This is a genomic window from Pseudomonas sp. GX19020 (genome assembly GCF_023371075.1).
Taxonomy (GTDB): Bacteria; Pseudomonadota; Alphaproteobacteria; order Rhodobacterales; family Rhodobacteraceae; genus Pseudogemmobacter.
Window position 1 is genome coordinate 1 of the sequence record NZ_JAMCCR010000030.1, and the last position, 13,649, is coordinate 13,649.

The 13,649-nt window shown below is 62.9% G+C and carries 10 protein-coding genes and 1 pseudogene; 4 read left to right on the top strand and 7 right to left on the bottom strand.

Annotation, left to right across the window (positions count from 1 at the left end; all coding sequences use genetic code 11):
• The 5 genes and pseudogenes from M3484_RS23210 to M3484_RS23230 all read right to left on the bottom strand — a co-directional run.
• On the bottom strand, positions 1–186 hold a 186-nt coding region (locus M3484_RS23210; RefSeq protein WP_249499462.1), incomplete at its 3' end, for an acetyl-coenzyme A synthetase N-terminal domain-containing protein.
• Between the two features lie 458 nt (positions 187–644).
• Positions 645–2,936, bottom strand: coding sequence for a glycosyl hydrolase family 28-related protein (locus M3484_RS23215; protein ID WP_249499463.1), 2,292 nt, complete (start codon positions 2,934–2,936; stop codon positions 645–647).
• 413 nt (positions 2,937–3,349) lie between these two features.
• Positions 3,350–3,581 (bottom strand): annotated as a pseudogene (locus M3484_RS23220) (transposase); the annotation flags it as partial.
• A 185-nt stretch (positions 3,582–3,766) separates the two neighbouring features.
• Positions 3,767–5,359, bottom strand: coding sequence for a lysine--tRNA ligase (locus M3484_RS23225; RefSeq protein WP_249499464.1), 1,593 nt, complete (start codon positions 5,357–5,359; stop codon positions 3,767–3,769).
• Positions 5,360–5,528: 169 nt separating this feature from the next.
• Complete coding sequence (locus tag M3484_RS23230) at positions 5,529–5,732, bottom strand: helix-hairpin-helix domain-containing protein (protein WP_502942508.1); 204 nt, start codon at positions 5,730–5,732, stop codon at positions 5,529–5,531.
• Positions 5,733–6,387: 655 nt separating this feature from the next.
• Between M3484_RS23230 and M3484_RS23235 the strand changes: the two genes are divergently transcribed.
• Positions 6,388–6,813: a tellurite resistance TerB family protein gene (locus tag M3484_RS23235; protein ID WP_092898727.1), complete on the top strand. Its 426-nt coding sequence runs from the start codon at positions 6,388–6,390 to the stop codon at positions 6,811–6,813.
• Positions 6,814–6,848: 35 nt separating this feature from the next.
• On the opposite strand, the gene truA is transcribed toward M3484_RS23235, so the two are convergent.
• Positions 6,849–7,622, bottom strand: coding sequence for a tRNA pseudouridine(38-40) synthase TruA (gene truA, locus M3484_RS23240; RefSeq protein ID WP_249499466.1), 774 nt, complete (start codon positions 7,620–7,622; stop codon positions 6,849–6,851).
• Between the two features lie 91 nt (positions 7,623–7,713).
• Here truA and M3484_RS23245 point away from each other — a divergent pair, with 91 nt between their 5' ends.
• Both M3484_RS23245 and M3484_RS23250 read left to right on the top strand, forming a co-directional pair.
• Complete coding sequence (locus M3484_RS23245) at positions 7,714–9,141, top strand: YcjX family GTP-binding protein (protein WP_249499467.1); 1,428 nt, start codon at positions 7,714–7,716, stop codon at positions 9,139–9,141.
• Positions 9,138–10,139, top strand: a complete 1,002-nt coding sequence (locus M3484_RS23250) for a YcjF family protein (protein ID WP_249499468.1) — start codon at positions 9,138–9,140, stop codon at positions 10,137–10,139. The genes M3484_RS23245 and M3484_RS23250 overlap by 4 nt, the downstream gene beginning before the upstream one ends.
• A gap of 123 nt (positions 10,140–10,262) precedes the next feature.
• Here the strand turns inward: M3484_RS23250 and katG are convergent, their stop codons facing one another.
• Entirely contained in the window at positions 10,263–12,440 is a 2,178-nt protein-coding gene (katG, locus tag M3484_RS23255) for a catalase/peroxidase HPI (RefSeq protein ID WP_092898735.1), read from the bottom strand.
• Positions 12,441–12,604: 164 nt separating this feature from the next.
• Between katG and M3484_RS23260 the strand changes: the two genes are divergently transcribed.
• Positions 12,605–13,543 (top strand): hydrogen peroxide-inducible genes activator, encoded by a 939-nt coding sequence (locus M3484_RS23260; RefSeq protein WP_249499469.1) that lies wholly within the window; start codon positions 12,605–12,607, stop codon positions 13,541–13,543.
• Positions 13,544–13,649 lie beyond the last annotated feature (106 nt).

Consider the following 13,649-nt stretch of genomic DNA (forward strand, 5'->3'; position numbering starts at 1 on the left):
AGTCTCTTTCACCGTGCTATAGGGCTGAATCCAGTCCAGACGAAGCCCCTCGCGCCCCCAGAACGCATCAGGAGACGCAACCGATTCGCCATAAAGACGCGCGTAACCCGCAGCATCAACATGCGCACCCGCCGAAAATTCCAATGATGGCGCGCGGCCCCCGCGCGGATCGGGCTGGTCTTTCATGGCATCCTCTCCCCCTGGTCTTCTGGCAAACACGGCCGCAACCATCTGCATCACCACATCACGGGACCCGCCCGGCTCACGGTGAACCTCTCCCGATCGCAGCTTAACGTGAGGTGAATTTTTACGTAACCCCTGTTAGCACAATCATTTTTCTGTAAATTTTTTCACCATAATCATGTCAATAATGTAAATTCACACAGACGCCGCCACAAGTTTGACATTTTCTTTCAACACCCTGGCCGTTCACAGCTTTGCGAGCGGGCGTGAAGAACCGGCCTTCTCCGGCTGAAAAATCGCGAAACAACCCGCCGCCCGGAAAGATCCTTTCCGGATTCAACATTGGCCACGCAAGAAAATGATTCGCACACCTGGCCTGCCAATCACCCGCCACGGCGCCCCGCCGCGCATGACAAAAGGGCGGCCCAAAGGCCGCCCTTTCCCGGCAGCAAAGCCCGCGCTCAGGTCGGCAGATCCATCCGCATCGTCACCACGGCACGGCCCTTCACGGCTTCGCCCCAGCGCAGCTGCACCTGATTGCCCCCCGGCCCCTGCCCCGGCACGGCGATGGGCGAAATATAGCGCTGCACATTCGCGGCATTGGAGACGGAAGTCTCGGGCTGCGCCGCCTCGACCATACGGATACGGCCGCCAAAGGGGATAAAGGCCGAGGCATCCACCGTCCAGGTATCGGCATTGGTGTTCTGCACATGCTGCACCACCACCGGGTTCGAGATCGACTGCGCCACCTGGTTATAGGTATTGGCCGAGACCCGCACATCGCGCGAGCGGGTGAAATCCAGCGTGGAATGCGTGGTATCGACCCGGTCCACCCGGTCAATCGTGGCATTGAACACCCGGAACATATTGTTTTCCATACAGAACCCGTTCAGGAAATGCCCGGGCCCATAGGGTTTCACCACCACCCAGCGAAAGGCCGAAGAGACATCCGAGGCAATGAAGATATTGCCGACGATGTTCAGCCCGCCGAATGAGAACTCATTGTTGAATTCGGGAGCCGCATCATGCTCATTGCCCCATTCGATAAAGCAGTTGTCGATGTAATTGCCGGTCACCACTGTCGCCACATTGGTCTGGGTAAAGACGATCCCGGCCAGCCTTACCCCCGCCGCCATGTCATCCCCCTGAAAGAAATGGTTCGACTGTATCATATGCGACGTGCCGTTCATCACCGCGAAATGGCGGAAACGGACGACGCGGTTGTTCCTCAGCTTGACGTCATTGGCGTTGACGTTCATCGCGATGGTGGTGCGGTTTTGCGCCGGAAGCGATTGCTCGTCTGACAGGAACTGGCAGTAATCGACATGCATACCCTGGCAACCGGTCCCGGACGAGGAAATGCCGCGATCTTTCGGGCGGTTGAAAGTGCAATTCTCGAACCGGTTGACCGAACCTGCCGCCGGCATCATCACACCCGAGGCAATCCCAAGGCAGTTGAATTCGATATCATGGATCTCGAAGCGATTCAGCAGCGAAAATCCCCCGAAATCAAGCATATACTTGAATCTCCGGAAGGAATAGGTGCGGGTCCCGGCAGCCGCGAATAACGGCTCAGACAGTTCGATCCAGCCCGCGCCCACGTTTTTCGAGCGCACATAGACCTCACGCCCGACGCCCGCCCCCTCGACCAGCGCGCCGATCGGGATATTGGCGACATTGGTCACCGAGGTCAGCCGGGTGTGGTGTGTCGAAGGTGTATAGGTGCCAACCGAGGTGAAACTCTCGCTATTCCAGGCGGTGGAGCTTACCGCATTCAGCGATCCGTTCCTGAGCACCCGGCGATTGGCAAAGCTGGTCTGGCCTGACAAAAGCGAGACATCGACCGGCGCCGCCAGATCGACCCGGCGCCCGGACATATCAAAGGTGACATGGTCATTATAGTAAAACAGCGCCTGCAAGGCGCGACGGAAGCCTTCGGTATCGTCACCAAAGGCGCGCGAATAGCTCTCCAGATCGAAATTCCGGGTCAATACCAGCCGGTTCGCCGCCGGCACCCTCACCGTGCCGACAAAGCGGATCGGAGAGCTGACCGTCAGATTGCCCTGGATAGGATAAACCCCGGTCGGAACCAGAATAGTACGGCCGCCCGCCGCCGCATCGGCGCGCTGAAACGCCGCCATGTCATTGGCAACGCCATCGCCCAGCGCGCCGTGATCCCTCACATCGACCACATCTGTCAGATCCCGCAGCCAGAACGAGGTGACATCCTCAATCACGATATCGTCGATCCGCACCGTGCCGCCATTCGGGCCGGTCAGATCGAGACCGAAATGCGCAAAGACCGGCAGATGCCCCCAGACAAGATCCACCCCGGGCCGGTTCCCCGCGCCGATAATCGCCTGGACCGTGACCACTTCACCATAAGAAGACAGACCCACCGCCGTGGCGGTCTGGGCCACCGATCCCACATTCGCCCCTGCGGCAGTTCCGGCCCAGGCCGCGATCCTGACCGCCGGCAGGTTCCCCGAGACCGCCTTGATCCGCACAGTCACCCGCAAATACATATCCGGGCGCAGGGGCGTCTGCGCGAAAGCCCGGATCCGCTGCGTGGCCGTGGTCTTCATCAATTCGAAACAGCCGCCGAAATCCTGGTCATTGCCAACCAGTGCCGCGCCAGCCACCCCGGTATAAGACGCATCCCCCGGCCGCCCGTTCGCTGATGACCAGTTCGCCAGCCCCGCAGCAAATGGCAGTGGCATCAAAACCAGCCCCTCGGTAATCGCCTTGTTCATTGTCGCACCCCGCCTGGATCATCACCGGCGCCGGACCAGTCCCGCGCCAGACCCCGAGTGAGTTACTAAGGAAGCGTTAACTCCGGCTCATACCGCCGCGCGCCGCGTCACCAGCCGCCGCAACAACAACTAGGCCAAAGCCTCCCTCTTCCTCTTGTCTTGGCAGGGTGCTGATTTAGCGCCTGCGCGGCGCGCGTCTTTTCTCAGATGCGGGATCTGTTTGTTCATCTGTTCTGGCTGAGGGCCCCGGACGGTTTCCGGCATCTTTTTCTGAATATGCCCGGAATCAGCTTTGGCAGTCTGGTGGGATTTCTGGCTGCCAGCGCCAGAATGACGCGGGCGCGTGCGCGTTCACTGCCGCGACAGGCATGGCTGGCTGGTCATCAGCGTGACGTCAGAGGCGGGCGCTCACTCTTTGGCCGAAAGCTTTTCATCCACACCCAGGCTTTCACGAGTGTGGCATCTGCCGGGAAGAGGTCGTCCTACAAAAGCGGCCTCACCTCGCGATGGGCCGGAATGGCAGCCATGACCTTGCGCGACATCCCTGTGCTCAGAAGCCGCCAGCGGTTCATGGAGCAAACAGCCCGCCCGGTCAGGGACATCAGCCCCGAGGGCCAGGAACCATCGAAACAGCAGGTTATACTGCAACGAGCGACGCGCAGACGCCCGTTCCTTCAGAAGAGCATCGCTGAACAGCGAACCGCGCGTCTCGTCCGTGCCCTGCATCGCCACCCCCGCCATCGACTTGCGAGGGTGACACATGTTCCAGATGCCGCGGCGAGACCCGACGAAATCAGCACCCTGACAAATACTGCCGCCGGTGGCGCAGATCAGCCAACCAGCTCTCCGGCCAGCGCCCGGTCGATCAGCGCAATTGATTCCGACACCCCGTAAAGCGCGACAAAGCCGCCAAAACGCGGGCCCTCGGATGCGCCCAGCAGCACCTCGTAAAGCGCCCGGAACCAGTCGCGCAGCGGATCAAAGCCGTGATCCTTGCCGACCGCGTATACGATGGTCTGCAGCGCCTCATCCTCGGCCTGACCGTCTTCCGGCCCGGCAAAAGCCGCCAGCCGTCCGCGCAGATCAAGGATCGCGGCGCGCTCCGTGTCAGATGGCAGGCGGAACACCCGGTTCGGCGCGATCTTGTCCTGGAAGTAGCGCAGCGCAAACCCCGCCGCCGCATCCAGATCCGGGTTGGCCTCAGGCGAGGCCTCGGGCGCATAGCGGCGGATAAAGCCCCAAAGCCCGGCCGCATCCTTGGCCCCTGCGACGGAGGCAAGGTTCAGAAGCATGGCAAACGGCACCACCATCGTCGAATTCGGCGGCTTGCCGTTATGGATATGCCAGACCGGATTATTGACCTGCTGCTCAACCGTCTGATCCGGGAAAGCTTTCAGCTGCTGGTGATATTCGTCAACAGCCTTGGGGATCACATCCCACCACAGCCGCTTGGCCGTTTTGGGCTTTTGATACATGAAGTAAGACAGGCTCTCGGCCGAGGCATAGGTCAGCCATTCGTCAATCGTCAGCCCGTTGCCCTTGGACTTCGAGATCTTCTGACCTTCGAAATCAAGGAACAGCTCATAGGTGAAATGGTTGGGCTTTTTGCCCCCCAGCACCTCACAGATGCCGTCATAGATCGGCGTATTGGTCGAATGATCTTTGCCATACATCTCGAAATCGACGTCAAGCTCGGCCCAACGCGCGCCGAAATCCGGCTTCCATTGCAGCTTCACATTGCCACCGGTCACCGGCAGCGTCCATTCGCGCCCGTCTTCATCGTCGAAGGTGATCGTATGGTTCACCTTGTCGATGGATTTCATCGGCACATACAGCACCCGACCGGTTTCCGGATGGATCGGCAGGAAGCAGCTATAGGTCTGCTGCCGCTCTTCGCGCAAAGAGGCCAGCATGATCGCCATGATCTCGTCATAGCGCTCGACACAAAGCTTCAGCGTCGCGTCGAACAGCCCCGCCCCGTAGAATTCCGTCGAGGAGATGAATTCATATTCGAACCCGAACGTGTCGAGAAACCGGCGCAGCATGGCGTTGTTATGCGCGCCAAAGCTCTCATATTCGCCAAACGGGTCCGGAACGCTCGTCAGCGGCTTCTGGATATTGGCCTTCAGCAGATCCTGCTGCGGCACATTTTCCGGCACTTTGCGCATCCCGTCGAGATCATCGGAGAAACAGATCAGCCGCGTCGGGATGTCCGAGATCGCTTCAAAGGCGCGGCGGATCATCGTGGTGCGCGCCACCTCGCCGAAGGTGCCGATATGGGGCAGGCCCGACGGCCCGTAGCCGGTCTCGAACAGCACATAGCCCTTTTCCGGCGCCTTCTTCTCATAACGTTTGAGCAGCGCGCGGGCCTCTTCGAAAGGCCAGGCTTTCGACTTCATCGCCGCATCGCGGAGCTCAGACATGAGAATTTCCTTATCTGTGACCATCGGCGCCAGTGCCGACGGGAAGCCCCGCTCTATTGCCGCAGGCAGTTTTCGTCAATGTACCGGGCGGCACTGCGCGCATCTTTGCCCCGATATAAGGTGGCACCGCGACGCCTTTCCCCTGCAATCCCTGTCAGCTCAATCCCCGTCACCCGCGCGCGGCGCTTTGACCGGCAGCATGATCGCAGACCTGGATCTCCCATTCCTCTCTCGTGACGCGCCCCCTGAAGCCTTCAGGCTTGTCATTATCCAGGGCGATTTCAGATATGGTCCAGGCGGCGACCAGGTCAAAGTAGAAATAGCCAGGCTTGTGGCGCAGATCCTCAGACATCGGGCTGACGCCCCTGATCAGCTGCCTTCAGCGAATCTGAGTTTACCGGCCTGAACCGGGGTCGAAGTCCGGACAGTGCAGGCCGCCAGATCGGCACGGGCATCGGCCAGCGCATCGAGGACCCAATCAGGGCCGCATGTAACAGCAGCACCCGGATCTTTCCAGAAAGCCCCCAATCCCGACACATCATGACTGTCCTTCCAGACCACTGAATGAGTCTGATTTGCGGAACGGTTTTCTTTAAACAGGGTTCGATGTGGCCAGGTATGCGAGGAAGCATGTAGATGGCAGCACGGCGTTTGGCCTGGCAATCCGCCGGGGTCAGCTCCGCTTGGGCCTGAACCTCGGGGATCGCGCTCACCGCCGCCCCGGTCCCGACAAAGGTGCCGACCCGCCAGCTTGTCCAGCGCGGCCAAAGCGCCAGCGCGCCAATGCCTGGCACAAGAGCCAGAATACCAGGCGGCTTGCGCAGATCAGCCGCGCGAGGCGTGTCATGTCGGCGAGATTCCGTAGCGATCCCAGGCGAATGAGGGGAGAGGCCCAGGCCGGCGTATCCCCCGGCGGCGCTGAGCCTGACTGAGACGTTGGACTTGCCGCGAAAGGCGGCAACGATTAGCTTCGCCGTTGAAAAAACTGACCTTGCGCAAATACCTGCGCAGACTTCGGAGTGAGTGACTTGCCGCAGACCGCCCCCCCTTCGTTGTCGGCCCAGGACGCCCTCGTCGCCGTGATGATCGCCTGTTCGGCCTCGGACCAGAACATGCGCACGGCCGAGCTGGTGGCAATTCAGAGCATGGTCAACCTGATGCCGGTTTTCTCGGGCTATGATACCGACCGGATGCGGCGCGTCTCGCAGACGGTCTTTGACCTTTTCGAGGAAGAAGACGGGCTTGATGCGTTTTTCGGCCTGATCCGCGATGCCCTGCCCGAACGGCTGCATGAGACAGCCTATGCGCTGGCCTGTGATGTGGTCACCGCCGACGGACGCCACAGCCAGGAAGAACTCCGGATGCTCGAAGAGCTGCGCGAGGAACTCCGGATCGACCGCCTCCATGCCGCCGCGATCGAATGGGCGGCGCGGGTGCGGCATTTGCGGGCCTGAACAGGCGGAATCGACCGGGTGCCCTCCGGGCGATCTCAGCCCCCGAACGGATCCGTCGGATAGCCAACTCCGGTCAGATAGAGCCCCTCGGGCGGGCAGACCGGGCCACAGGCGGCGCGGTCCTTCGCCTCCAGGGCCTCTTTCACGCGGGCGGGCGGCCAGCCTCCTGCCCCCACCCGCTCCAGCGTGCCAACCACCGAGCGGACCTGATTGTGCAGGAAGCTGCGGGCGCGCAGGTAAAAGCGGAATTCCTGCCCCCCCGCGCAGGGGACTTCCTTGATCGAGATCTCATCGATCGTCTTCACCGGGCTTTGCGCCTGGCACATGGTCGACCGGAAGGTGGTGAAGTCATGGAGCCCGATCAGATACGCAGCCCCGGCCCGCATCGCCTCGAGATCCAGCGCTCCCCGCACCTGCCACACAAGCCCCGCCTCCAGCACCACCGGCGCGCGCCGGGCCATCAGGCGAAACATATAGCGCCGTTCCAGCGCCGAAAACCGCGCATGGAAATCGGGTTCCACCCGCGCGCAGGCGGTGATCGCCACTGGCTGTGGTCTCAGATGCCAGTTGAGCGCCTCGCACAGGCGAAACGGCTCCCAGTCTTTTGCAAGATCTGCATGGGCCACCTGCCCCGTCGCATGAACGCCCGCATCGGTACGGCCGGCGGCGGCGATGCGATGCTCGCCCGGTTCCAGCTTTGCCAGGGCCTCTTCAATCGCCTGCTGCACCGAAGGCTGCCCCCCCGCCTGGCGCTGCCAGCCGTTGAACGGAGCCCCGTTATACTCGATCCTGAATGCAAAGCGCGCCATTCCCGCCGCTTAGCCCAGATGCACCCCTTCGTCCACCTTCCCAAGCAGCAAGGCGCGCCCTATCTTCCGTCCGACAGAACAGGGGGCGGGTTTGGCACTTTTCGGCATCACCGACGGCATCGCACGCGGGATCGATCAGACCCAGGCGGGGATCTCCGGCCTCTTGTTCGAACCCGTGCTGCGGCTGGGCGTCACCGGCCTGTCACGCGCCGGGAAGACCGTCTTCATCACCTCGCTGATCGCCAATCTTCTGCACCGGGGCCGGATGCTGCAACTGAGCGCCGCGCGCGACGGGCGGATCGAGACCGTCCATCTGCAACCGCAACCCGACCTGACGCTGCCGCGCTTCGATTATGAGACACATCTTGCGGCGCTGACCGGCGATGACCCACGCTGGCCGGCCTCGACCCGCTCGATCTCCGAGCTGCGCCTGTCGTTTCGCACCCGTCCCTCGGGATGGTTCGCGGGGTTTCGGGGGCCTCAGATCCTGCATCTGGATATTGTGGATTATCCCGGCGAATGGCTGCTGGATCTGGCACTGATGGAAAAAACCTTCGCCACCTGGTCCGAGGATACCCTTGCACTGGTGGCGAAACGGGCGCCCCGCCTGCCCGAGGCGCGCGATTTTCTGGCGCTCGCCCGGGCCGAAGATGGCGCGCTGGCGCTGGACGAGGCCCGGTTGCAACTTCTGGCGGCAGGATTCACGCGCTATCTGACCGCCGCCCGTGCCGCCGGCTGGTCGGATTGCACTCCGGGCCGGTTTTTGCTGCCCGGGGATCTCGCCGGCTCGCCCGTCCTGACCTTCGCCCCGATCCCCGAGCCGTCAGAAGCCGGGCGCGGATCGCTCTGGCGCGAGATGGTGCGACGGTTCGAGGGCTATAAGGCGAAGGTGGTGACGCCGTTCTTCCGCGACCATTTTTCCCGTGTTGATCGTCAGATCGTGCTGATGGATGTGCTGGGCGCGCTCCATCAGGGGCCGCAGGCGGTGGAGGATCTGCGGAAGGTCATGGCCGAGGTGCTGACCGCCTTTCGCGTCGGGCGCGCCTCCTGGCTGTCTTCGCTGATCGGGGCCAGGCGGGTGGCCAAAATCCTTTTCGCAGCGACCCGCGCCGACCATCTGCATCATGAACAGCACCCTGCCCTGACCGCCATCACCGAGGCGCTGGTCGCCGATGCGAAAGGGCGCGCCGAATTTGCCGGGGCCGAGGTGGCGGCTTTGTCGCTCGCAAGCCTGCGCGCCACGGTTGAAGAGACCGTGGAACGTGGCGGCGTCCCGCTGCCCGCCGTGCGCGGGCGGCTTCTGACCAGCGGAAAACAGGCGGTTATGTATCCCGGCGCGCTGCCCGCAGATCCGGCGCGGATCCTGTCTCCTGCGCGCGAGGGTGCGGCGGACTGGCTCGATGCGGAATTCGGCATGATGGAATTCGCGCCAGCGCGGCTTTCGCTGAAACCGGGCGACGGACCGCCGCATATCCGCCTCGACCGCGCTGTCGAATTTCTGATCGGAGACCGGCTGTGACCCAATCCCCCCACCGCCCCTTTGTCGAGGAAATCCATGCGGATGACATCCCCGAGGCCGATCCTGGTGCAGCGCCTCCGATCAGTGATCTGCCCGGGGCGGATCTCATGCTGGAGCAGCTGGCGCGCGCTGCCGGGGCGCGTCGTTCGCGCCTGACGCGCGCCGCGATCTGGGTGTTTTCAACGCTTTTCACCTTTGTTCTCGGCGTGGCGGCCTGGGATTTCACCGCCTCGCTTTTCACGCGCAATGCGGTTCTGGGCTGGATCGCCTTTGTGCTGATCGCGCTGGCGGTCCTGATCGCGCTGATCATGGCCGCGCGCGAGGCAATGGGTTTTGCCCGGATCGCGCGGCTTGACCATCTGCGCGCCCGCGCCGTTTCCGCGCATGTGAATGCCGATCTGAAGGCCGCGCGCAGCGTGACCGGGAGCATCACCGACCTTTATGGCGCGCGCGCCGAGACCGCCTGGGGGCTGAAACGGTTTGAGGAACATCAGGCCGAGGTGCTGGATGCCGATGCGGTGCTGGCCCTGGCCGAGACCGAGATCCTCGCGCCGCTCGACGCCGCCGCGCGGGCCGAAATCGAGGCCGCTGCGCGGCGCGTCGCGCTGGTGACCGCGCTTGTGCCGCTGGCTTTGGCGGATGTCGCGGCGGTTCTTTATTCCAATCTCGCGATGATCCGGCGGATCGCGATGATCTATGGTGGCCGGTCGGGCACTCTGGGCAGCTGGAGCCTTTTGCGCCGGGTGTTTTCCTCGCTGCTGGCGGCGGGGGCGGTCTCGCTTGCGGATGATCTGATGGGATCGGTGGCAGGCGGCGGGATGCTGTCAAAACTGTCGCGCCGCTTTGGCGAGGGGGTGGTCAATGGCGCGCTGACGGCCCGGATCGGGGTGGCCGCAATGGAGCAATGCCGGCCATTGCCGTTTCGTGCCCTGGCCCGGCCCGGGGTTTCGGGGCTGGTGTCGCGGGCGCTTGCAGGGCTGATCCCGCGCGGGGGGTGACTGTTGCGCGCATGGGGGCGCTGCCCCCGTCTGCCTTTGGCAGACTCCCCCGGGATATTTAAGGACAGATGAAAGACGCAGAAAAAGGCCCCGGAAGACATTTCCGGGGCCTTTTGTTTCGTATCAGGCTTTCAGGTCGAAACGGTCGCCGTTCATCACCCTGACCCAGGCTTTGACGAAGTCCTGGACCAGCTTTTCCTTATTGTCGTCCTGGGCATAAACTTCGGCAATCGCGCGCAGGATCGAGTTCGAGCCGAAGACGAGGTCAACGCGGGTGGCCGAGTAAACCTTCGCACCGGTCTTGCGGTCCTGGATCTCATAGGTCGATTTCGACACCGGCACCCATTTGAACGCCATATCGGTCAGCGTGGCGAAGAAGTCGTTCGTGAGCGCGCCCGGGGTCTGCGTGAAGACACCATGCGCAGAACCAGCATGGTTCGCGCCGATCACCCGCAGCCCGCCCAGAAGGACGGTCATTTCCGGCGCGCTCAGACCCATCAGCTGGGCCCGGTCAAGCAGGAGCTCCTCGGGAGAGACGGTGTAATCGGCTTTGACCCAGTTGCGGAAGCCGTCATGGATCGGCTCCAGCGGCTCGAAGCTTTCCGCATCGGTCTGGGCGTCGGTTGCATCACCACGGCCCGGCGCGAAAGGGACCTCGACAGTAAAACCAGCCGCTTTCGCGGCCTGTTCCACGCCGACACCGCCCGCCAGCACGATCACATCGGCGAGGCTCGCGCCTGCGGCCTGCGCAATCGGGTCAAGCACCGAGAGGACGCGCGCAAGACGGGCGGGCTCGTTGCCTTCCCAGTCTTTTTGCGGCGCGAGCCGGATGCGGGCCCCGTTCGCACCGCCGCGATTGTCGGAATGGCGGAAGGTACGCGCGGAATCCCAGGCGGTGGCCACCAGATCCTGGACCGAAAGGCCGGAGGCAGCGATTTTGGCCTTCAGCCCGGCCACGTCATAGCCGGTCGCCCCTGCCGGGACCGGGTCCTGCCAGATCAGGTCTTCCGCCGGCACATCCGGGCCGACATAGCGCGATTTAGGGCCGAGATCGCGATGGGTCAGCTTGAACCAGGCGCGGGCGAAGACTTCGGAGAAATAGGCCTGGTCTTCTTTGAACCGGAGCGAGATCTCGCGGTAGCCCGGATCGACCCGCAGCGCCATATCGGCATCCGTCATCATCGGCATGACACGGATCGACGGGTCTTCCACATCGACCGGCTTGTCTTCTTCAAGGATCGAGACCGGCTCCCACTGATGCGCACCGGCGGGCGTCGTCACGATATGCCATTCATGTTTGAAGAGCATCTCGAAGAAACCGTTGTCCCACTGCGTCGGATGGGTGGTCCAGGCGCCTTCCAGCCCCGACACGACCGTGTCGCGCCCCACGCCGCGCCCATTGGTATTGATCCAGCCAAGGCCCTGGAATTCCGGGCCGGCCGCTTCCGGATCGGGTGAAAGATTTGCCGCCGAGCCATTCCCATGGCATTTGCCGATCGTATGGCCGCCCGCGGTCAGCGCAACGGTTTCCTCGTCATTCATCGCCATGCGCGAGAAGGTCTCGCGCATCTGCGCCGCCGTCTTCAGCGGGTCCGAAACGCCGTTGACCCCTTCCGGGTTCACATAGATCAGGCCCATCTGCACCGCCGCCAGCGGGTTTTCCAGCGTGGCCGGGGTGGCGACATCGCCATAGCGGCCATCCGAGGGCGCAAGCCACTCTTTTTCAGACCCCCAATAGGTGTCTTTCTCGGGATGCCAGATGTCTTCCCGGCCAAAGGCGAAGCCGAAGGTCTTCAGACCGGCAACCTCATAGGCAATCGTGCCGGCCAGCAGGATCAGGTCAGCCCAGGAAACAGCATTGCCGTATTTCTTTTTAATCGGCCACAGCAGACGCCGGCCCTTGTCGGTATTGACGTTGTCGGGCCAGGAGTTCAGCGGCGCAAACCGCTGGTTGCCGGTATTGCCGCCGCCGCGCCCGTCGGTCACACGGTAAGACCCCGCCATATGCCAGGCGGTGCGGGCGAACATGCCGACATAGGAGCCGTAATCTGCCGGCCACCAGTCCTGGCTGTCATTCATCAGGGCGCGCAGATCGGCCTTCAGGGCTTCGACATCAAGGGTTTTCAGGGCCTCGCGATAGCTGAAACTCTGCCCCAGCGGATTGGTTTTGGTATCCTGCTGGCTGAGAATGTCGAGGTTCAGCGCATTCGGCCACCAGGCCATCACGCTTTGGCCCAGCTCGGTATTCGCCCCATGGATCACCGGGCATTTGCCACCCGACTTCACATCATTTCCGTCCATTTTTCCTCCGACTGGCTGCGGTTTCTCGCGTAGCGCGCATGTCCTGGAAGGGCGCGGACCGGCCTGATGCCGAATCCCCCCACCTGCCTGGCTGCCCTCAGGTCTAGCCCGGCTCTGGAATAATTCAAAATTGCAAAAACTTACCCATGCGATAAGATGTTCTTATGAATGCTCTGTCGATGAAACATCTGCGCTATTTCGAAGCGCTCTCGCGGATCGGCCATTTCGGGCGTGCCGCCGAGGCCTGTGCGATCTCACAGCCGGCGCTGTCGATGCAGATCCGCGAGCTGGAGGCGCTGATCGGCGCGCCGCTCGTGGAACGCGCCGCGCGCCGGGTCCGTCTGACCGCTCTGGGCGAGGAATTTGCCAGCCGTGCCCGTGATATACTGCGCCGCGTCGACCAGCTTGGCGATCTGGTGCGGGCTGCGGGCGACGAGCCGGGCGGCATTCTGCGGATCGGAGTCATTCCGACAGTCGCGCCCTATCTCCTTCCCGGTCTGATCCAGCATCTGACCCGGCGCTGGCCCGCGCTTGATCTGCGCCCGCGCGAGGCGGTGACGCGCACGCTTTTGACCGATCTGACCGCCGGGCGGCTTGATCTGGCCATCCTCGCCTTGCCCGTCTCGGAACCCGCGCTTGAAGAAGTGCCGCTGATCGAGGAAGAATTTTTGCTGGTCCGCCCCCGCTCGGATGCCGGACGCCCGGTGCCGGATGCGGCGCGGCTGGCCGAGATGAAGCTTCTCCTGCTGGAAGAGGGCCATTGCTTCCGCGATCAGGCCCTGTCCTTTTGCAAGATCCCTGCCTCGCGCGCGCCGCGCGATCTGATGGAGGGCAGTTCGCTTTCAACGCTGGTGCAGATGGTCGGTGCGGGAATCGGGGTGACGCTGATTCCCGAAATGGCGCTGCCGATCGAGACGAAATCGGCCCGGGTTGCGGTCGACCGGCTTGCCGCACCGCATCCGAAACGGGTGATCGGCATGGTCTGGCGGCGGTCAAACCCGCTTGGGCCCCAACTCATGCGGATTGCTGCGCTGCTGAACCAGAGCTTGCCCGCCATGCTGCCAGAGCAAAACCTGCCGCATGGCGGCCCGCATCAGCCCTGATTTTACGCGCCTTTCCTGCGCTTGCCGCCGGCAACTGCCGTGCTGCTTTGCAGCGGCTGCACGGAAATCCGGCAGCCGCCGGAAAATGCGCCAACAGCTTTCCTTC

Bases quoted from the DNA above. Each gene is read 5' to 3' on its own strand.
- M3484_RS23215 (WP_249499463.1), bottom strand. From the start codon at position 2,936: ATGAACAAGGCGATTACCGAGGGGCTGGTTTTGATGCCACTGCCATTT.
- M3484_RS23225 (WP_249499464.1), bottom strand. From the start codon at position 5,359: ATGTCTGAGCTCCGCGATGCGGCGATGAAGTCGAAAGCCTGGCCTTTC.
- truA (WP_249499466.1), bottom strand. From the start codon at position 7,622: ATGGCGCGCTTTGCATTCAGGATCGAGTATAACGGGGCTCCGTTCAAC.
- katG (WP_092898735.1), bottom strand. From the start codon at position 12,440: ATGGACGGAAATGATGTGAAGTCGGGTGGCAAATGCCCGGTGATCCAT.
- M3484_RS23260 (WP_249499469.1), top strand. From the start codon at position 12,605: ATGAATGCTCTGTCGATGAAACATCTGCGCTATTTCGAAGCGCTCTCG.